We start from the raw sequence: 20,047 nt of genomic DNA on the forward strand, positions 1-20,047 counted from the left end.
GCACCGCGCAATGCGACACCTGTGCGACGGCACCTCATGGTTTCCCGGGTTGCCCCTGCGCTGCGTGCTTTGCAAGCTGGCAGCACCTCCGCTTCCTCTTGCCGCCATGTCCCACGCCCTGATTGCTCCCGCCACGCTGCACCGCTGGGTGCAGGACCTGTGGACCGCCGCCGGCTCCAACGCCCGCGAAGCGGCGCTGACCGCCGACCACCTGGTGCAGGCCAACCTCAGCGGCCACGACTCCCACGGCGTGGGCATGGTGCCGCGCTATGTGCTGTCCTGGCAGGCCGATGCGCTGCAACTCAACCAGTCGGTGCGCGTGGTGCACGACGGCGGCAGCCTGCTGAACCTGGACGGCCAGTGCGGCATGGGCCAGGCCGTGGCCGAGGAAGCCATGGCCCTGGCCATCACCCGCGCGCAGCAGCACGGGGTGTGCATCCTGGGCCTGCACCACAGCCACCACATCGGCCGCGTGGGCCACTGGGCCGAGCAGGCCTGCCGCGCCGGATTGATTGCCATCCATTTCGTGAACGTGCTCTCCAGTGCCTTGGTCGCGCCCTGGGGCGGGCGCCAGGCCCGCTTTGGCACCAACCCCTTCACCATCGGCGTGCCGGTCGACGGTGCGCCCCCGCTGCTGCTGGACTTCGCCACCAGTGCCATCGCCATGGGCAAGGTGCGCGTGGCATTGAACCAAGGCCACGCCGTGCCGGCCGGCTGCCTGCTGGATGCCGACGGAGCGCCCACCACAGACCCGCAGGCCATGTACCCGGCCACCGGTGACGGCATGGGTGCGCTGCAGACCTTCGGCGGCCCGGTGGCCGGGCACAAAGGCTATGCGCTGGCTTTCATGTGCGAACTGCTGGGTGCCGCCGTGGCGGGCGGCCAGACCATCCGCCCCGCCACACTGCAGCGCAACGCCGGCGTGTGGAACAACATGCTGGCCATTGTGTTCGACCCGGCCCGCCTGGGCAGCAGTGCCACGCTGGGCCACGAGGTGCAGGCCTTCATTGACTGGGTGCGCTCCGCCGAATGCCAGCCCGGCGTACCAGGCATTGCCGTGCCCGGAGAGCCCGAACAGGCCATGCGCCGTGCCCGCGCCGAGGCCATTCCCCTGGATGCCGCCACGCTGGCCGAGCTGGACCGTGCAGCGGCCCAGGTGCAGGCCGCACGCGGCAGCGGGCCGGGGCCGCTGTCCGCGCTGGTGCAGACCGGTTCCTGAGCAAGCCGCAGTTGCTCACTCCTTGACCCTGCGGCCTTGCATGCCGGCGCCATGCTGCCGGCAGAGACCGCTCAGACCGGCGAGACCAGCGGGCGACCGGCCAGATGGGCCTGCACATTGGCCACAAAGCGGTCCACCGTGGCCTGTACCGATTCGGGCGACCAACCGGCCACGTGCGGCGTCAGCAGCACATTGGGCAGATCCAGCAGCTCCTGGGGAGCGAGCGGCTCGCTCTCGTACACGTCCAGCGCGGCAAAACCCAGCTCGCCGCTGCGCAGCGCCGTGGCCAGGGCCTGGGTATCCACCACGCTGCCGCGGGCGATGTTGACCAGGTGGCCTCGCGGGCCCAGAGCGCGCATCACGGTGGCATCCACCAGGTGCAGGGTCCCGGCGCCGCCGGGCGTGGCCACCACCAGCACATCGGCCCATTCCGCCAGCGCCAGCAAGCTGTCGAAGTAGGTCCACGGTGCATCGGCCTTGGGCGAGCGGTTGTGGTAGCCCACCTCCATCTCGAACGCCTGGGCACGCAGCGCGATCTTGCGGCCGATGGTGCCCAGACCCAGCACGCCCAGGCGCTTGCCGGTGATGCCGGCGGGCAGCGGCAGCGTGGTGCGCCACACACCGGCACGCAGCTGTGCACCGTAGTAGTCCAGCTGGCGCACGCTGGCCAGCACCAAGGCCAGGGTGTGATCGGCCACGCAGCTGTCGTTGGTGCCCGCACCGTTGCCGGTGGCAATGCCACGCGTGCGAGCATGGGCCACGTCCACTTTCTCGTAGCCGGCACCCAGCGCGCAGACCAGTTGCAAAGCAGGCAGCTGGTCCATCTGCACCGCACTCAAACCCACGGAGCCGATGGTCAGCACCACCTGCACGCGCGCAGCGTGCTGCTGCAGCGCCGCCTCGGCGGCGGCGGGTTCGGGCACATAGACCAGTTCCAGACTGGGCAGGCGCTGGGCGATCTGCAGCAGATCCTCATCGGCAACGACGGTGTTGATCAGCAGGATGGGGCGGGAAGCGGCGGCGATGGGTGCGGTAGCGGTAGCGGAAGTCATGAGAGTCTTTCAGGGGAACGCAGGAAACACAGCCCCGACCGTACCGCATTCCCTGCGTGTGGCCGTGCTGATGGAGAACATGTGGACAGGCTATGCCTTCAGCGGTGCAGCTTCCGTGCCACCTTCGCTGCCATCCGCCTCACCGCTTTGCTGCAAGGCCCACATCTGGGCATAGCGCCCGTTCAGCGCCAGCAGCTCGCTGTGGCGGCCACGCTCCAGGATGCGGCCGGCCTCCATCACCAGAATCTCGTGTGCATCCACCACCGTGGACAGCCGGTGGGCGATCAGCAAGGTAGTCTTGTTGCGCGCCACCTGGGCCAGCTCCGCCTGGATGGCCCGCTCGTTGGCGCTGTCCAGTGCCGAGGTGGCCTCGTCAAAAATCAGCACCGGCGGGTTCTTCAGCAGCGTGCGGGCAATGGCCACGCGCTGCTTTTCGCCACCGGACAGCTTCAGGCCCCGTTCCCCCACGCGCGTGGCATAGCCCTGGGGCGTGGCCGCAATGAAGTCATGGATGCGGGCCGCCTGGGCCACGGCCACCACCTCGTCGTGGCGGGCGCCTGGCCGGCCATAGGCGATGTTGTATTCCACCGTGTCGTTGAACAGCACCGTGTCCTGCGGCACGATGCCGATCGCGCACCGCAGGCTGTCCTGCGTGACATGGCGGATGTCCTGGCCGGCGATGGTGATGCGTCCGCCCTGCAGGTCATAGAAGCGGAACAGCAGCCGTGCCAGCGTGCTCTTACCCGAGCCGGAGGGCCCCACCACGGCCACGGTCTTACCGGCCGGAATCTCGAAGCTCACATCCTGCAGAATGGGCCGCGCCGGATCGTAGGCGAAGCGCACCTGCTCAAAGCGCACGGCCGGCTCTCCCGCCAGCTGCAGCGGCGCTGCATCCGGCGCATCGGCCACTTCGCGCTCCTTGTCCATCAAGGTGAACATGCGGTCCAGGTCCACCAGACTTTGCTTGATCTCCCGGTAGAGCACGCCCAGAAAGTTCAGCGGGATGTACAGCTGGATCATGAAGGCATTGATCATCACCAGATCGCCCAGCGTCAGCGTGCCCGCCACCACGCCCTGGGTGGCGCGCCACAGAATGGCCACCAGCGCCACGGCAATGACCAGTTGCTGACCGCTGTTGAGCAGCGTCAAGGTGCTCTGGCTCTTGAGGCGCACCTTGCGCAGGCGCTCCAGGTTCTCGTCGTAGCGCGCCGCTTCGAAGGCTTCGTTGTTGAAGTACTTGACGGTTTCGTAATTGATCAGCGAATCGATCGCCTGGGTGTGGGCGGCCGAGTCATGCTGGTTGGCCGCACGGCGAAACTGGGTGCGCCACTCCGTCACCTTGACGGTGAAGGTGATGTAGACCGCCAGTGCAGCCAAGGTGATGGCGGCGAACCAGGGGTCGAACTGCACGGCCATGATGCCCAGCACCAGCGCCACCTCGATCAGTGTGGGCACGATGCTGTAGAGCGAGTACGAGATCAGCGACTCCACGCCCTTCACCCCGCGCTCGATGTCGCGGGTCATGCCGCCGGTCTGGCGCTCCAGGTGGAAACGCATGCTCAAGGCATGCAGATGGAGAAAGGTCGCCAACGCAATGCTGCGCGCCGCGCCGTGGGTGGCCTTGGCAAACACCAGCTCCCGCAGCTCTGAGAACAGCGAGGTGCACAGCCGCAGCAGGCCATAGGCCAACAGCAGGCCCACGGGCACCACCAGGATGGCAAGCGGGTCGCCAGGCTTCAGCGTCAGCGCATCCACCAGGTTCTTCAGCAGCACCGGCACGCCCACATTGGCCAGCTTGGCCCCCACCATGAACAGCAGGGCGGCGATGACCCGCCATTTGTATTCCCACAGATAGGGCAGCAAACGGCGCAGCGTGGCGGCGTCACGGCCAGAAGCCTGGGGCGTGGTCGTGGAAATGGGATCGGGGGGAGCGGCGTGGTGGCGCATGCGGTGACAATTTCGCAGTTTTGTTGTTTTGCGAGATTGTGCCCATGTCCACCCCCAACTCCCCCGCCCATGTCACCTTGCCCACAGACAAGGAGCTGGTGCTCAAGGTCATTCCCATGCCCGGCGACTGCAATGCCAATGGCGATATCTTTGGCGGCTGGGTGATGTCGCAGGTCGACCTGGCCGGCTCCGTGCTGCCGGCACGCCGCGTGCAGGGCCGCATGGCCACTGTGGCGGTGAAGGAATTCATCTTCAAGCAGCCGGTGCGCGTGGGGGATCTGCTGTCGTTCTATGCCCACCTGTCGCATGTGGGCCGCACCTCGGTGACGGTGGAGGTGGAGGTCTATGCCGAGCGCATCCAGCGCCAGGGCCGTTACATCAAGGTGACCGAGGCCACGCTGACCTATGTGGCCATCGACGAAGCCGGCCGTCCCCGCGCCATTCCGCCCGAAGTCAGCGGCAACTGAGGCACCTGTGCCGCCTGAGTCGGCTGCACGCCGGCCTGCAGCACTGCGGGAGAAAGATCCCGGCCTTCCGCAGTGACCGCCCTCCCGCACCACAGGAGGGCGCGGCTGGCTTACACGGCCAGCGAGGAGGACGAAGACGAGGTCTCGTCGGCCAGTTGCAGGCCGGAGGTGCTGCTGGAGGTGCCGCTGGCGCTGCTGTTGGAGAATGCGCTGCTGGAGCTGGAAGCGGTGCCGCCTGCCCCCACCTGGATGTCGCCGCTGAGCTGGCCGCCTTCTTCGATCACGATCTTGCCGTAGCGGATGGAGCCGCTCACCTTGCCTGTACTGAAGATCACCAGTTTCTGGCGCACGGTCAGGTTGCCATTGAACTCACCGTGGATCTCGGCAATGTCGATCTCGGCGGAGCCACGGAACGCGCCCTGCTCGGCAATCTGGATCACGCGGGAATTCATGGTTGCCTCGACCGTGCCTTCCACCACCAGGGTGTCGCAGTCGGTGATCTCCACCCCTTTGAGCTTGATGTTGGGGCCGACGGTGAGCTTGCTGCCGCTGCTGTCACTGGATGCCGAAGAGGTGCTGGAGCGGGGGCTGGTGGAAGACATGCTGGTGCCGGATGTACTGGATGTGCTGCCGTAGCTGCTGGAACTGCCTGTGCCCAGCGCGCTGCCGCTGGTCGAGGTACGGGTGGAAAAAGTGTCGTTGTCGCGCTTGCCGAAAAAGGGGTTCTGCACTGCCATGGGTCCTCCTGCGAAAAGCTGCATCCTAGAAAGGATGTTGTGCAACGAAGACAGCAAGATCGCAAGAGTTGTAAGCAAAAATCACACATGCAACATGCACTTGCAGTTCTTTCGTTTGCAAGTATTTTGAGAGCATGTGACGCTGGCGCGGCGCGCTTCGCCAGCACTTGGGCTTTGCACATCATGAAACCGCAAGGTGCGTACGGCAGTGCCGCGCCCGGCCAGCTTTGTGTCGGCCGTGGTTACGAGACGATGTAGGCCGCCGCACCGGCGGTCAGCAAGGTACCGTCCTCACCCAGGAATTCCATGCGCGTGGATGCCACGCGCGAGCCCAGGCGCAGCACACGCGCCTGGACACTGAACACCTCGCCAATCCCCTGGCGCAGAAAATCCACCCGCAGGTCGATGGTGCCCAGGCGCGCAAAACGCTGCATGCGCTGCACCACCGGCTCGTCCATGTGCTTGGCGGCAATGGCGGCCATCACTGCCACGCCGCCCATGGCATCCAGTGCAGCGCTGATGGCGCCGCCGTGGAGGCGGTTGTAGCCAAAGTGGCCTACCAGCTCGGGCTTCATCACCATGCGGGCCTGGGCCTCCTGCGGGGTGACGGAGACCAGCTGCAGGCCCAGCACCTTGTGGAAGCTGATCAGCTCCTCCGTCAGCTGGCGCATGGCAGCAATGAATTCTGGCTCGAAGGCCGTGGGAACCGCGGGGGTCTGGGGCATGTCCATGTCCTGTCCAATCAGGAACAGCCTGTGGCTATGCGGCCCCGGATTCCGGAGCTTGTGCTTCGGAACCCGGCACCGCCAGAACACAGGACGCTCCTATTTTTAGTGTGCAAAGGTCCCACGAAAAAGGCCCGCAGCAGAAGCTGTGGGCCGTGGCACGGGGGATCGGGCACCGCGTCACCGGATGGCGCTGCGGGAAGCGGCCGGAGCCCCCGGCCTGCCGGTCTCAGCAGTGGCTGAAATCGGGCTTGCGCTTTTGCATGAACGCGGTGAAGGCTTCCTTGGCCGCCGGAGCCGTCAGCATGCGGCCAAAGCTGGCGCCCTCTTCAGCCATCTGCGCCTTCACGGCGGCTTGCTGCCCGCCCTTCATCAGGCGCTTGGTCTCGATCAGCGCGCTCAAGGGCTTGGCCGCCAGCTTCTTGGCCTGGGCCTGGGCATAGGCGTTGACTTCGGTGGGCGGCAGCACGCGGTTGACCAGACCCACTTCCAGCGCGGCCTCGGCCATGAAGGGCTCGCCCAGCAGCAGGGCTTCGGCGGCACGGTGGTAGCCCAGCATCTGCGGCAGCAGCAGGCTGGAGGCCGCTTCCGGGCACAGGCCCAGATTCACGAAAGGCATGGAGAACGCAGCGTTGTCACCGGCGTAGACCAGGTCGCAGTGCAGCAGCAAGGTGGTGCCGATGCCCACGGCCGGGCCCGCCACGGCCGCCAGCAGGGGTTTGGGGAAGCTGGCGATGCCGTGCAGGAAGCGGAAGGTGGGGCTTTCCTGCGGCAGGCCCTGGCCGTCCTGGCGGTTCAGGAAGTCGCCGATGTCATTGCCGGCACTGAAGATGGTGGCATCCCCCTGGATCACCACCACGCGCACCGCGTCATCGGTGGCGGCGCTGGCCAGGGCATCGGCCATGGTGCCGTACATCAGCTGCGTGATGGAGTTCTTCTTGTCGACGCGGTTGAAGGTGATGGTGCGCACACCGGCTTCGGTGTGGACCAGGATATCGGTGGTGGTTTCGCTCATGGATAGGCTTCCTGGGGAGAAGGAAAAATCAGCACGCTGCGCAGCCTGGCTGCACACAGCGATGCTTCACTCTTTGTAGTACACGGTCTGGTGCGATGTGGCCAGCAACTGGCCTTTCGCATCCCAGACCTGGGCGCTCTGGTCGAAAAAGCCGTTGCGGAAAGCCTGGGCATCGGCCTGGCCCAGCACGTGCTGGTCGCCCTGCGCAGCGAGCTGGGCACGGTCGGCATGGAAATAGGTAGTGATCGACACCGTGCCCGCCGGCACCCGCCGCGCACGGCGCAGCCACACGCGGGGGAAGAACACGTCGCACAGCGCCGCCAGCGCCGGAAAGTCCAGCGCACGCGGCGGATTGTCGCGCACCCACAGCTGGCTCACGGGCTCGTGCGCGCTGTCGTCCCACACTTTGGGAATGGCACCGGTCACCACGCGCATGTCGTAGCGCTGCAGCCACTCCATGGCGCCGGTGGTGTCGAAACGCTCGCAGGTGGCAGGGTCGGGCATGTGGGGCGGACGGCCGTCTTCGATGCTGAAGGTGTCGCGCCGCACTGCCGTCACGGCCGTCGCCGTGGTGGTGACCTGCTGATCGCCGTTCTCGTCATCCTGCAACAGCACCACCGTCCAGTGCTGGGTGGAGCGGTTGGTACGCACCGGAGTGGCTTCGATGCGGTAGGGACCTGACGCCACCGGGCCGGCAAAGTTCACCGTCAGTGCCACCGGGTCGCCCAGGCAGTCCGGGTGCTGCAGGATGCTGTGCAGCATCAGCGCAGCAGTGGCGCCACCGTAGGGGCCCACCATGTTCCAGTAACCGGCGTGGGTATGGCCTTCGTAAACCCCGGGCTCGCGTGGCTGCAGCGCCAGCATGGCGTCCAGCGCATGGCCTGGGGGGGTGCTCGAATCTGTCATGTTGCCTCCGTGAACAGATCACCCTGCCCCGCCGCCATCGAGGGCGCAGCAGGGGGGCAATGCTTTGCCACCACTGTAGCGGGTTCCGCCAGCGCCGCCTGACTCGCAGGCGCCACCGCCGAACCGCCATGCGGTCGCCGGGGCAGCCCCTCCATGTCACCCGCCGGGCCCAGCCACTGCTCCAGCACGGCCGCCGCACGCGGCCACAGCGTATCGGCCATGTCACGGCGGAAAAACCCGAAATGCCCGATGCGCGGCTGACCGGCATCGGCAGGCCGTACCCGTTCAAGCACCTGGGGGGCGTTGCGGTACCAGCTCAGCAGCGAACGCGTGCTGTTCCAGGACATCATCTCGTCGTCGGTCATCGACAGCGCATGCACCGGATAGCGCACCGCGGCATAGCTTTGGCGTGCACGCTCGCCCTCCACGCCCAGGCTGTAGCTGGGGTGCATGCACCAGCGCCGCCACTGCCAGACCACGCCGGCCGGCAGATCGCCAATCAGCCCCAGGCGCTTGCCCGGCAGACAGCCGCACAACGCCGTGATCACAGGCTGTATGCACCACCACCACAGCAGCGCCTTGCGCTTGGTCGGCGGAGCGTTGTCACGCCAGTAGCCGCTGCCGCTGGCAACGGTCAGCATGCCGTCCACCGGCAGCGCCGGCCGGCACAGGCCCGGCAGCTGCGCCCCCACGCTGTGGCCCACCCACAGCACCGGACGCTGCAGGCCCTCGGCGGCGTCCAGCGCGCGCAGGTGCTGGGCCACGGCCAGGCAGTCCTGGGCCCAGTCCAGCAGATCGGCCTTGGCTTGGCGCAGCGGGCCCTGCAGCGAGGCCGCATGGCCCCGGTAGTCAAAAGTGGTCACGGCCAGACCGCGTGCGGCCAGCCATTCGGCAAATGCCGCATAAAAGGTTTGTGGCACGCCCACGGCCGGCGCCAGCACCACCCGGCCGCGCACGGGCATGTCGGCGGGCTGGCAGTGGCGCAGCGCCAGCCGGGCATCGCTGCCCGGCACGGCCAGCTGGGCTTCGGTCCACCCGACTGGTTGCAGAAGGGTGGTCATGGCCTCAGACGCTCTCAAAGATGCCGGCGGCGCCCTGGCCTGTGCCCACGCACATGGTCACCATGCCGTACTTCAGCTTGTGGCGGCGCAGCGCATGGACCACGGTGGCCGCACGGATGGCACCGGTCGCTCCCAGGGGGTGGCCCAGGGCGATGGCACCGCCCATGGGGTTGACCTTGGCCGGGTCCAGACCCAGGCTGTTGATGACCGCCAGCGACTGGGCCGCAAAGGCTTCGTTCAGCTCGAACCAGCCGATGTCCTGGTGGTTGATGCCGGCATAGCGCAACGCGGCAGGAATGGCTTCGATGGGGCCGATGCCCATGATTTCAGGGGGCACGCCGCGGGCGGCAAAGCTGACGAAGCGGGCCAGCGGCGTCAGGCCGAACTGCTTGACGGCCTTCTCGCTGGCCAGGATCAGCGCACCGGCGCCATCGCTGGTCTGCGAGCTGTTGCCTGCCGTCACGCTGCCGCGTGCGGCGAATACCGGGCGCAGTTTGCCCAGCGCTTCCAGCGTGGTGTCGGGGCGGGGACCTTCATCCAGGCTCACGGTGCGGGTCCTGGTGATGACTTCGCCGGTGGCCAGATCGGGGCTGCGGTCGATGATGTCGATGGGCGTGACTTCGTCGGTGAATTCACCCGCCTGCTGGGCGCGCACGGCACGCAGGTGGGATTCCAGCGCGAAGGCGTCCTGCATCTCGCGCGTCACCTTCCACTGCTGGGCCACTTTCTCGGCGGTCAGGCCCATGCCGTAGGCAATGCCCACGTTTTCGTCCCGCGCAAAGATCTCGGGATTGAACGAAGGTTTGTTGCCGCCCATGGGCACCATGCTCATGGACTCGGCTCCGCCCGCGATCAGCACATCGGCTTCGCCCACGCGGATGCGGTCGGCCGCCATCTGGATGGCCGTCACGCCCGAGGCGCAGAAGCGGTTCACCGTCACGCCGCCGATGGGGTGGTCGAACGCCAGGCCCACGGCAATGCGCGCCATGTTCATGCCCTGCTCGCCTTCGGGGAAGGAGCAGCCGATGATGGCATCCTCGATCGCCTTGGGGTCCAGCGTGGGCACCTGGGCCATGGCGGACTTCAGCGTGGCCACCAGCAGATCGTCCGGACGGGTGTTCTTGAAATAGCCCCGGCCCGAGCGGCCGATGGGCGTGCGCGTGGCGGCAACGATGTAGGCGTCTTGTACTTGTTTCATGGTTCTTGTCTCCTTGCCAATCAGTTGCGAACCGGCTTGCCGGTGTTCAACATGCCCAAGATGCGTTCATGGGTCTTGGGTTGGCCGATCAGGTGGCAGAAGGCCTTGCGTTCCAGCGCCAGCAGGTATTCCTCGGTCACCAGCGAGCCGGCATCCACGTCGCCGCCGCAGACGATCTCGGCAATCATCGAAGCGATCTTGAAGTCGTAGGCGCTGATGAAGCCGCCATCGCGCATGTTCACCAGCTGGGCCTTGATGGTGGCCATGCCGCTGCGACCCGCCACCGGGAACAGGCGCTTGAGCGGCGCGCGCCAGCCACCGGCGGCCATGGAGCGGGCTTCGTTGATGGCGGTGAACAGCACCTCGTCCTTGTGCGGCACGATCAGGTCGGAATCCAGCAGATAGCCCAGCTTGCGCGATTCGATGGCGCTGGTGCCCACCTTGGCCATGGCCGCGGAGGTGAAGCCCTCGGTCAGGAAAGGCAGCACATCCTTGCTGGTGGACTGGGCCATGTTCTCGGCCGCACGGCGGGCGACATAGGTCAGGCCGCCGGCGCCGGGGATCAGGCCCACGCCCACTTCCACCAGGCCGATATAGCTTTCCATGTGGGCCACGCGGCGGGCGCTGTAGACGGCCAGCTCGCAGCCGCCGCCCAGGGCCATGCCATGGATGGCCGCCACCACCGGCACCTGCGCGTAGCGGATGCGCAACATCATGTTCTGCAGCTCGGCTTCGATGCTTTCGATGGCGTCGGCGCCACCGATCACGAAGGCGGGCATGGTGGCTTCCAGATCGGCGCCCACGCTGAAGGGGGCGTCACCGGACCAGATCACCATGGCCTCGAAATCACTCTCGGCGGTTTCCACGGCTTCCACCAGGCCTTCCATGACCTCGGGGCTGATGGCGTGCATCTTGTTCTTGATGCTGGCGATCAGCACCTGACCATCCAGCGTCCAGGTGCGCAGCGCCTTGGTCTCGGCAATGGTGGTGCCGGCTGTCTTCCAGTCCGGCAGACTGTCTTCGCCCAGCAGCTTCTCAGGGAAGATCTGGCGCTCATAGACGGGCAGCACGCGGCGGGCGACAAACTTCTTTTGTGCCGGGCTCCAGGAGCCTTGGGCGGTGTGCACTCCGCCGGCTTGTGCCACCGGGCCTTCGAACACCCAGCGGGGCAGCGGCGCCGTGGACAGCGCCTTGCCGGCATCGATATCCTCCTGGATCATCGTGGCCACCTGCAGCCAGCCGGCTTCCTGCCACAGCTCGAACGGGCCTTGCTTCATGCCGAAGCCCCAGCGCATGGCCTGGTCCACATCGCGTGCGGATTCGGCAATGGTCTCCAGGTGGATGGCCGCGTAGTGGAAGCTGTCGCGCAGAATGGCCCACAGGAACTGGCCGGGCGCGCCTTCGGCGTTGCGCAGCAGTGGCAGGCGTTCGGCAGCGGGCTTCTTGAGCATGCGGCCATAGACCTCATCGGCCTTCTGGCCACCGGGCACGTAGTCCTCGCTGTCCAGCTCGAACTGCAGCACCTCGCGGCCCACCTTCTGGTAGAAGCCTTTTTTCGCCTTCTGGCCCAGGTGCCCCAGGTCCAGCAGTTTCTGCAGCACGGCGGGCGTGCCGAAGTTGCCGTAGAAAGGATCGGTCTCCGGGCTCAGATTGTCCTGCAGCGTCTTGATCACATGGGCCATGGTGTCCAGGCCCACTACGTCGGCGGTGCGGAAGGTGCCGCTGGAGGCGCGCCCCAGCTTCTTGCCGGTCAGGTCATCGACCACATCGAACGTCAGGCCAAAGTTCTCGGCCTGCTTCATCGTGGACAGCATGCCGGCAATGCCGATGCGGTTGGCGATGAAGTTGGGGGTGTCGTGCGCGCGCACCACGCCCTTGCCCAGACCGCTGGTGACAAAGGCTTCCAGCTGGTCCAGCACCTCGGGACGGGTGGTGGGGGTGTTGATCAGTTCCACCAGCGGCATGTAGCGCGGGGGATTGAAGAAGTGGATGCCACAGAAACGCGGCTTGATGGCGTCGGGCAGCGCCTCGCTCAGCTTGGTGATGGACAGGCCCGAGGTGTTGGATGCCACCAGCGCATGCTTGGCGATGAAGGGCGCGACCTTGGTGTAGAGGTCCAGTTTCCAGTCCATGCGCTCGGCAATGGCTTCGATGACCAGGTCACAGCCCTTGAGCAGCTTCAGGTGCTCCTCGTAGTTGGCGGCCTGGATCAGATCAGCATCTTCGGCCACACCGATGGGCGAAGGCTTGAGCTTCTTCAGGTTGGCGATGGCGCGTTCGGCAATGCCGCTCTTGGAGCCTTCCTTGGCGGGCAGGTCAAACAGGATGACCGGCACCTTGACGTTGACCAGGTGGGCGGCGATCTGCGCGCCCATCACGCCGGCGCCGAGCACGGCGACTTTCTTGACGTTGAATCGGGACATGGTGTTCTGGGTGAAAAGACGCAGCCCCGGCCAGCGGCCGGGCTGCGTCGAAATAGGGGAGTAAGACGGGCAGGCGCGCGGTGCTTACTGCACGCGCACCCAGGTCTGGGTGCGGCCAAACGGGCCGATGGAGCCGCGCACTTCCAGCTTCTTGCCGTCGTCGATCGGGGTCAGGCGCAGGGTGTAGCTCTTGCCGCTTTCGGGGTCGAGGATCTTGCCGTCCTCCCAGACGGTCTTGCCCTCGGCCTTCTTGGCACCGGTGATGATGGGCAGGCCCACCATGGGCTTACCCTTGAGGCCGTCCTTGCATTCGGTGCAGACGGCGGCAGGGTCGGCACCCTTGCGCAGCAGCTTGGTGACATGGCCGCTGAGCACGCCCGCGTTGTCACTGATCTGGATTTCCGATTTGGCTTCGCCGGTCTTGTCATCCACGCTGTGCCAGGTGCCCACAGGCGTCATCTGTGCCCAGGCGGCAGACATGCCACCAACCATCACCACTACGGCAGCTACCAGTACTTTTACGGTCTTCATATCCAGGTCCTTTCTGTTCGAACTTCAGGATTTGTCTCCACAGGCCGCTCCGCTGTTTGAGGGTGTTGCAGAGCGGCCTCCCCAGTGCATCAGGCCAGTGCAGCGTCGCTGTCCATCAGAGTCTTGCCGCCAGCGCGGGCAGTGCGCATCAGCGTCGCGGTTTCCGGGAACAGTTTGGCGAAGTAGAAGCGCGCCACCTGCAGCTTGGCCACGTAGAAGGGATCGGTGTTGCCGTCGGCGATGGCGCGCAGCGACACCTGGGCCATGCGGGCGAACAGGTAGCCGAACACCAGGTGGCCGGCCACACGCAGGTAGTCCACGCTGGCAGCGCCCACTTCGTCGGGGTTTTGCATGCCCTTGAAGCCGATTTCGGTGGTGAACTTGGTCATCTGCTCGCCCAGCATGGCCACGGGGGTGATGAACTCGCTCATCTTTTCGTTGACGCCCTCTTCCTCAACCAGCTTGGCGATCAGCTTGCCGAACTTCTTCAGCGAGGCGCCCTGGTTGCCCAACACCTTGCGGCCCAGCAGGTCCAGGGCCTGTACGCCGTTCGTGCCTTCGTAGATCATGTTGATGCGGTTGTCGCGCACATACTGCTCCATGCCCCATTCCTTGATGAAGCCATGGCCGCCAAACACCTGCTGGCTTTGCGTGGTGGCGATCCAGCCGTTGTCGGTCAGGAAGGCTTTGACGATGGGGGTCAGCAGGGCCACCAGATCGGCGCTGTCGCTGCGCACTTTTTCATCGGGGTGGTTCAGTTCCTGGTCGATCAGCAGTGCGCAGAAAGTGGACAGCGCACGGCCGCCTTCTGCATAGGCCTTGGCGGTCAGCAGCATGCGGCGCACATCAGGGTGCACGATGATGGGGTCAGCCGGCTTGTCCTTGGCCTTGGTACCGGACAGGCTGCGCATCTGCAGGCGGTCCTTGGCATAGGCCAGCGCGTTCTGGAACGCCACTTCGGTCAGACCCAGCGACTGGTTGCCCACACCCAGGCGGGCCGCGTTCATCATCACGAACATGGCTTGCAGGCCCTTGTTGGGCTGGCCCACCAGCTCGCCCACAGCGTCTTCCATCACGATCTGGGCCGTGGCATTGGACTTGATGCCCATCTTGTGCTCCAGGCCGCCGCAGTAGATGCCGTTGCGCTCACCCAGCGAGCCGTCGGCATTCACCAGGTACTTGGGCACCACGAACAGGCTGATGCCCTTGGAGCCGGCGGGTGCATCGGGCAGGCGGGCCAGCACCAGGTGGACGATGTTGCTGGTGAAGTCGTGCTCGCCGGCGGAGATGAAGATCTTGTTGCCGGTGATCTTGTAGCTGCCGTCGGCCTGGGGCTCGGCCTTGGAGCGCAGCAGGCCCAGATCGGTGCCGCAATGCGGCTCGGTCAGGCACATGGTGCCCGTCCATTCACCGCTGGTCAGCTTGGGCAGGTACTTGGCCTGCAGTTCGGGAGAACCGTGGGCGTGCAAGGCTTCATAGGCGCCGTGCGACAGACCAGGGTACATGGTCCAGGCCTGGTTAGCACTGTTGAGCATTTCATACAGCGCGGAGTTCACCACAAAGGGCAGGCCTTGGCCCCCGTACTTGGTGTCGCACGACAGTGCCGGCCAGCCACCTTCGACGAACTGGGCATAAGCTTCCTTGTAGCCCTTGGGCGTGGTCACCTCGTGCGTGGTCTTGTCCAGGTGGCAACCTTCTTCGTCACCGCTGATGTTCAGCGGGAAGGTGACGTTGGCAGCGAACTTGCCCGCTTCTTCCAGCACCGCATTGATGGTGTCGGCATCCACCTCGGCATGCTGGGGCATGGCCTGATAGACGTCAGTCACCTTGAACACTTCGTGCATCAGGAATTGCATGTCGCGCAGGGGCGGGTTGTAGCTGGGCATGGGTCGGTCTCCTCGGGATGTAGGTATGGGTCTGGAATGGAGCGGCAGCTCAGGCCTGGGTGATGCCGTAGCGCTGCAGGATGTTGTCAAAGCCACGCTGGGCACGCGGCAGGGAGTCGGGCAGGCGCATGAAGCGCGCTTCGTAGTGCAGCACCAGGATCAGGCCATGCACTTCGAACAGCACCTGGGATTCATCGGTGTCGGCGCGCAGGTCGCCGCATTCCTTGCACTGGACGATGGCGCGGCGCAGCGCGGCATGCCAGGTGCTGACCGATTCAACCAGGGCATCGCGCACCGGGCCGGTGCGCTCGTCAAATTCAATGGCGCCGCTGATGTAGATGCAACCGGAATCCAGCTCGATGGAGGTGCGCTGCATCCAGTTGGCAAACAGCGCGCGCAAGCGCGGCAGACCGCGCGGCTGGCGGATGGCGGTGAAGAACACTTCGTGCTCGAAGCGGCGGTGGTATTCGACCACCACAGAGATCTGCAGCTCTTCACGTGAGCCAAAATGGGCGAACACACCCGACTTGCTCATGCCCAGTGCCTGGGCCAGTGCCCCGATGGACAGGCCTTCCAGGCCGATGTGCATGGCCATGTCGAGCGCGGTGTCGATGATGGCGGCCTTGGTCTGCTGGCCTTTGTGGGCGGCGCGTGGGCGGGCACCAGCGACCGGCGGCAGCGGTTGATCGCCGAGCGGGCGGTCATCGGAAACAGAAGTGGGAGCGGGCGCGGAAGCTGTCATGACGCAAATAAAACGAACGATCGTTCTATTTTGCGCAAACTTCCGGCTTTCGAAAAGCTGACCAAGGGTAAACACTCAAACCCTGGATCCGCAGACTGTCGCGTTTACCCGACAGAAAGTCGGCGGCTGGGGGCAGAGGAAAGCCCCACTCCTCTACGAAAAAAGCCCCCGTCCCAGCACGCGGACGAAGGCCAGGCGCTGCCTCCAGACCGCGCTTGTACAAGCGGAACGCCTTAGATCAGCATGGCCAGGCTGGCGTCCAGGTGTTCGGTAGGCAGGCGGCGGAAGCCCGTGCGCGCAAAGCGCTGCATGCGGCCCAGCATGAAGGCGGTCAGCACACTGGCGGCCACATTGGCATCCACCGTCGGGGTGGCAGAGCCCAGGGCGTCGGCAGCCGGACGCAGGCACTGGCGCAGCGTGGATTCGATGCGATCGAAGAACTGGTTCATGCGGGTCTGCAGGCGCTCGTGCTCGAACAGGATGGCGTCGCCCACCATCACGCGCACCATGCCGGGGTTGCGTTCGGCAAACTGCAGCACAACCCCCACGGCGCGGGCAGCGCGGCGGGCACCGTCTTCGGGCGTCACCGTGCCCTCTTCCACTTCGCGGGTGACGATCTGTTGTACCAGGGCAAAGACCGACTGCTCGATGAACTCGATCAGGCCTTCAAACATCTGAGCCTTGCTGGCGAAATGGCGGTAGAGCGCCGCTTCGCTCACCGACAGGCTGGCAGCCAGCGCGGCGGTGGTGATGCGGTCTGCACCGGGCTTTTCCAGCATGGCCGCCAGGGCCTGCAGGATCTGCTCGCGGCGCTCGCCTGGCTTGGGACGTTTGCGCGTACGCGTGGTATCAGCGGCAACGGCCACAGGCTCTTCGGTTTCGGCGGGCGGGCAAATCACTTCAGACACTGACATAAGGCATTTAAATGTAACAACGCAGTCATTCTCGCACAGCACTTTTCAAAAGTAACCGCTTGTCATGACTCGCCAATTTCGTTTAGGGCACCATGTCTCCTTGCACTGCGCACAGAGCCATCGGTACCCCACGAGACCATGGACTCCAGCCTGCCGGCACAGAGACAGCGCTTGCAAAAGCACGCCATATGCCGCATTCCGAATCCATGCAACCAGCCGACACCAGGTGTCCAAAGACACCAGCTGCGCACGGCCAACGCTGCCCCGGCGGACATGCAATTCCCGTGCACAGCGGTCACAGCCGACCATTCCCCGTCGTAACAACCATTGGGGACAGATAAAAAGTGTAGCAGCCCGTAGATGCCGCGAGGGCATGAGGAAATATTGAAATTCTTACTCTGGAAACACCAGGGTAACTTGCAGCCCCTGCTGGCCGGCCCCCGGCGTCAGCCGCAGCGCGGCATGGTGGCCCTGGGCAATTTCGTGTGCAATGGCCAGACCCAGGCCCGAGCCTTCGCCCACCGAGCCCGGTAAACGGTAAAACCGCTCCAGAATGCGCCCGGTTTCGCCCAGAGGCACGCCCGGCCCATCGTCCTCCACCTGCAGAAAGGCCTGCGGCTGGCGCCCGCCCAAGCGACGGCGCCCACAGCGCAGCGTGACCTGCCCGCCCGAGGGCGTGTATTTGATGGCGTTGTCCACCAGATTGGAGAGCAGCTCACGCAGCAGCCAGGCCTGACCGCTGATGTACACGGCCTCCACCTCCAAGCCCAGGTCGATCTGCTTGGCTGCAGCGCTGTCCCAGAAGGCTTCCAGCAGGTTTTCGCACAGCTCCTTCAAATCCACCCGCTCGTGTGCCTGGGACTGCACATGCCGCGCATCGGCGCGCGACAGGGCCAGCAACTGGTGGGCCAGCTGGGAGGTACGGCGGGTGGCGTTGCGCAGCTTTTCGATCTGCTCGGTCTGCAGAAACAGGCCGGACTGCGATTGATCGGCTTCGGCCCCAGCAGAGGCCGGCCCCAGCCGTTCCACCTGGGCGGCCATCAGTGCCCAGGCTTCCACCTGGGCCTGCAGCGCCGCCAGGGGTGTGCGCAGCTGGTGGGCGGCATCGGCCACAAAGCGGCGCTGGGTTTCGGACTGTGCCTGCACCAAGCCGAACAGCCGGTTGAGCGACTGCACCAGCGGCCGGACTTCCTTGGGCGAGGTGGTTTCGTCAATCGGACTCAAATCCCGGGGTGAACGGCTTTCCACCGCCTGAGCCAGGTCCAGCAGCGGTTTGAACGCCTTGCGCACCGACCAGTAGATCAACAGCGCCGCCACCACCACCAGCAGCATATTAGGCAGCAGCACATGGGTGAGCAACTGGTGGCGCCACTGCTGGCGCACGTCCGAACCATCCGCCAGGGCCACCACCATTTCACCGGCACCCGCCGTCATGGAGCGCTGCACGGCGACGCGGTAGGTGATGCCACCGAACTCCTGGCTGTGAAATTCCGCCGCCGGCGTGGTGGGCACGACCACACTGATCCACGGGTCGCCCGCCAGCACATGGCCGTCCAGGTCGGCCACGGCGAAGCCCGTGATGCCGCTGCGGTTGCGCACAAAGTCGTCGATGCTCGGAGACAAGGCCATCAACGGCTCCATGTCCTTGCCGATGGCCGGTGCCATCACCGAATCGGCCAGTTGTGGCAACAGGCGCAACAGACGCTGGTCATGCTGGCCGGCCGCAGTCTCGGCCGAGCGATAGCCCCACCAGCTGCCCGCCACGGCCAGCACGCACACCGGCAGCACCAGCAGCAGCAGCAGCCGGTTGCGCAAGGTGGTGGTCATGGTGCCGCGGGCCATGGCTCAGTGCTCCAGCACCACAGTCAATATCGCAGCATCCTGCGACGCCGGAGCATGTGCCGCCAAGCGTGTCAAAAAAACCGCGGTCAACGCCGTGTGTGCGCCTGCTGCGCCATCCTCAAACCTGAATCGCATGGAGTTCCTTGATGCACAGGGTGCCGCCGCCGATGGGTGGCCTTCGGATGGCTTGCCGATCGCCACGGTGATCGCCGGAGCAGATTCGCCCACGACGGCCACCATGCGAAGCGCCGACCACCACATGGCGCAATATGAACGCCGGCCGCCCCCACTCCGCACCGCCACGGCGGTGGCGCAGAAAGCACTACGTTGCAGAAAGCAGCCCACCTCAGGCGGCAGAAGAATCCACCGCCGCCAGCTCCAGCCGGTAGCCAAAGCCGCGAATCGAGCGCAGCGCCACACCGTGCGGCTCCAGCTTGCCGCGCAGGCGAGACACATAAACTTCCACCGCATTGGGGGTGATTTCCTTGTCCCAGCCGGTCAGTGCCTGCAACAGCTTGTCTTTGCTGGCGGGCTTGGGCGCGTGGATCAGCAGATATTCCAGTACCGTCCATTCGCGCGGCCCCAGGTCGATGGGCAGCAATTGCTCACCCAGCACCGGGTCCTTGCTGCGCACGCCGGCGCTGCGCCCGGCCGTGTCGAGCTCCAGCGGGCCAAAGCTCAACACCGCCGAAGTGGCCGCCTGAGAGCGGCGCAGCAGCGCACGCAGCCGGGCCAGCAGTTCAGGCAACTCGAAAGGCTTGACCATGTAGTCGTCGGCTCCCAGATCCAACCCTTGCACACGGTCCTGCAGAGCATCACGTGCCGTCAGAATCAGGACCGGCATGCCGCTGCTGGCCATGTCCTTATGGCGCAGCCGGCGCGTCAGCTCCAAGCCATCCATGCCGGGCAGGCCGATGTCGATCACCGCCACATCAAAGGTTTCGGCCGCCAGCACCTCCAGTGCCCGTTCACCGCTGCCGACCCAGTCCACGGCATAGCCCGCGTCGGCCAGACCCAGCTTGATGCCACTGGCCACCATCACATCGTCTTCCACCAACAGCAAACGCATGCTCTGCACTCCTGACTCGTCGCTCTGTATCTACGGGGTATGCAACCGCTTGGGCTGCATCCTGGAGCGCTGGCATGGCCGCCCAAAGAGCAACCATATGTAAAACAAGCAACCATGGCGCGCCATGTCGGCAGCTTCGTTCCGGTTCGAAACAGCGCCAACCCCACTCTGTAGCGCGCGAGTGTACGCGGCCAGCCCTGCACCTGCAGAGCGGCTTTCCTGATCCTTCCGATCACTGCAGCCCGCATGCTCCACGAAAAACGCCTGCCGGCGCAGCTCAACTGCACGGGCAGGCGTTTCCAAGATGGCAGCT

General features: G+C 65.5%; 17 protein-coding genes. 2 read left to right on the forward strand and 15 right to left on the reverse strand.

The genetic code is table 11. The features are described 5' to 3' along the window. Nucleotides 1-106 precede the first annotated feature (106 nt). Complete coding sequence (locus tag CT3_RS18375; protein WP_066540914.1) at nucleotides 107-1,219, forward strand: malate/lactate/ureidoglycolate dehydrogenase; 1,113 nt, start codon at nucleotides 107-109, stop codon at nucleotides 1,217-1,219. 71 nt (nucleotides 1,220-1,290) lie between these two features. Here the strand turns inward: CT3_RS18375 and CT3_RS18380 are convergent, their stop codons facing one another. Beyond that, nucleotides 1,291-2,271 carry a 2-hydroxyacid dehydrogenase gene (locus CT3_RS18380; protein WP_066540925.1) on the reverse strand — a complete coding sequence of 327 codons (981 nt, stop codon included), beginning with the start codon at nucleotides 2,269-2,271 and terminating at the stop codon, nucleotides 1,291-1,293. 90 nt (nucleotides 2,272-2,361) lie between these two features. After that, nucleotides 2,362-4,218 (reverse strand): ABCB family ABC transporter ATP-binding protein/permease, encoded by a 1,857-nt coding sequence (locus CT3_RS18385; protein ID WP_066540926.1) that lies wholly within the window; start codon nucleotides 4,216-4,218, stop codon nucleotides 2,362-2,364. 44 nt (nucleotides 4,219-4,262) lie between these two features. Between CT3_RS18385 and CT3_RS18390 the strand changes: the two genes are divergently transcribed. Continuing rightward, the gene (locus CT3_RS18390) at nucleotides 4,263-4,685 is read left to right on the forward strand and encodes an acyl-CoA thioesterase (RefSeq protein WP_066540928.1); all 423 of its coding nucleotides are present in this window, start codon (nucleotides 4,263-4,265) and stop codon (nucleotides 4,683-4,685) included. A 110-nt stretch (nucleotides 4,686-4,795) separates the two neighbouring features. Here the strand turns inward: CT3_RS18390 and CT3_RS18395 are convergent, their stop codons facing one another. The 13 genes from CT3_RS18395 to CT3_RS18455 form a co-directional block, all read right to left on the reverse strand. After that, entirely contained in the window at nucleotides 4,796-5,422 is a 627-nt protein-coding gene (locus tag CT3_RS18395) for a bactofilin family protein (RefSeq protein ID WP_066540930.1), read from the reverse strand. 242 nt (nucleotides 5,423-5,664) lie between these two features. Next, the gene (locus tag CT3_RS18400; protein WP_066541517.1) at nucleotides 5,665-6,147 is read right to left on the reverse strand and encodes a thioesterase family protein; all 483 of its coding nucleotides are present in this window, start codon (nucleotides 6,145-6,147) and stop codon (nucleotides 5,665-5,667) included. A 229-nt stretch (nucleotides 6,148-6,376) separates the two neighbouring features. Continuing rightward, entirely contained in the window at nucleotides 6,377-7,162 is a 786-nt protein-coding gene (locus CT3_RS18405; protein ID WP_066540931.1) for an enoyl-CoA hydratase, read from the reverse strand. A gap of 66 nt (nucleotides 7,163-7,228) precedes the next feature. Then, complete coding sequence (locus CT3_RS18410; RefSeq protein WP_066540933.1) at nucleotides 7,229-8,068, reverse strand: acyl-CoA thioesterase; 840 nt, start codon at nucleotides 8,066-8,068, stop codon at nucleotides 7,229-7,231. Next, nucleotides 8,065-9,129, reverse strand: a complete 1,065-nt coding sequence (locus CT3_RS18415; RefSeq protein ID WP_083520601.1) for an alpha/beta hydrolase family protein — start codon at nucleotides 9,127-9,129, stop codon at nucleotides 8,065-8,067. The genes CT3_RS18410 and CT3_RS18415 overlap by 4 nt, the downstream gene beginning before the upstream one ends. Before the next feature lie 4 nt (nucleotides 9,130-9,133). Next, nucleotides 9,134-10,327: an acetyl-CoA C-acyltransferase gene (locus CT3_RS18420; RefSeq protein WP_066540935.1), complete on the reverse strand. Its 1,194-nt coding sequence runs from the start codon at nucleotides 10,325-10,327 to the stop codon at nucleotides 9,134-9,136. Nucleotides 10,328-10,347: 20 nt separating this feature from the next. Beyond that, on the reverse strand, nucleotides 10,348-12,750 hold the full coding sequence (locus CT3_RS18425) for a 3-hydroxyacyl-CoA dehydrogenase/enoyl-CoA hydratase family protein (protein WP_066540937.1): 2,403 nt from the start codon (nucleotides 12,748-12,750) through the stop codon (nucleotides 10,348-10,350). An 84-nt stretch (nucleotides 12,751-12,834) separates the two neighbouring features. Then, a complete protein-coding gene (locus CT3_RS18430) occupies nucleotides 12,835-13,281 on the reverse strand; it encodes a DUF2147 domain-containing protein (RefSeq protein WP_066540939.1) in 447 nt (148 codons plus the stop codon). An 89-nt stretch (nucleotides 13,282-13,370) separates the two neighbouring features. Then, nucleotides 13,371-15,167 carry an acyl-CoA dehydrogenase C-terminal domain-containing protein gene (locus CT3_RS18435; RefSeq protein WP_066540941.1) on the reverse strand — a complete coding sequence of 599 codons (1,797 nt, stop codon included), beginning with the start codon at nucleotides 15,165-15,167 and terminating at the stop codon, nucleotides 13,371-13,373. Nucleotides 15,168-15,216: 49 nt separating this feature from the next. Further along, entirely contained in the window at nucleotides 15,217-15,909 is a 693-nt protein-coding gene (locus CT3_RS18440; RefSeq protein WP_083520602.1) for a TetR/AcrR family transcriptional regulator, read from the reverse strand. A 233-nt stretch (nucleotides 15,910-16,142) separates the two neighbouring features. After that, nucleotides 16,143-16,823, reverse strand: a complete 681-nt coding sequence (gene slmA, locus CT3_RS18445) for a nucleoid occlusion factor SlmA (protein ID WP_066540943.1) — start codon at nucleotides 16,821-16,823, stop codon at nucleotides 16,143-16,145. A gap of 393 nt (nucleotides 16,824-17,216) precedes the next feature. Beyond that, nucleotides 17,217-18,650 (reverse strand): sensor histidine kinase, encoded by a 1,434-nt coding sequence (locus CT3_RS18450; protein WP_066541523.1) that lies wholly within the window; start codon nucleotides 18,648-18,650, stop codon nucleotides 17,217-17,219. A 361-nt stretch (nucleotides 18,651-19,011) separates the two neighbouring features. Next, nucleotides 19,012-19,734, reverse strand: coding sequence for a response regulator transcription factor (locus tag CT3_RS18455; protein WP_066541524.1), 723 nt, complete (start codon nucleotides 19,732-19,734; stop codon nucleotides 19,012-19,014). Nucleotides 19,735-20,047: the final 313 nt, after the last annotated feature.

The sequence above is a fragment of the Comamonas terrigena NBRC 13299 genome (assembly GCF_006740045.1).
GTDB lineage: Bacteria > Pseudomonadota > Gammaproteobacteria > Burkholderiales > Burkholderiaceae_C > Comamonas > Comamonas terrigena.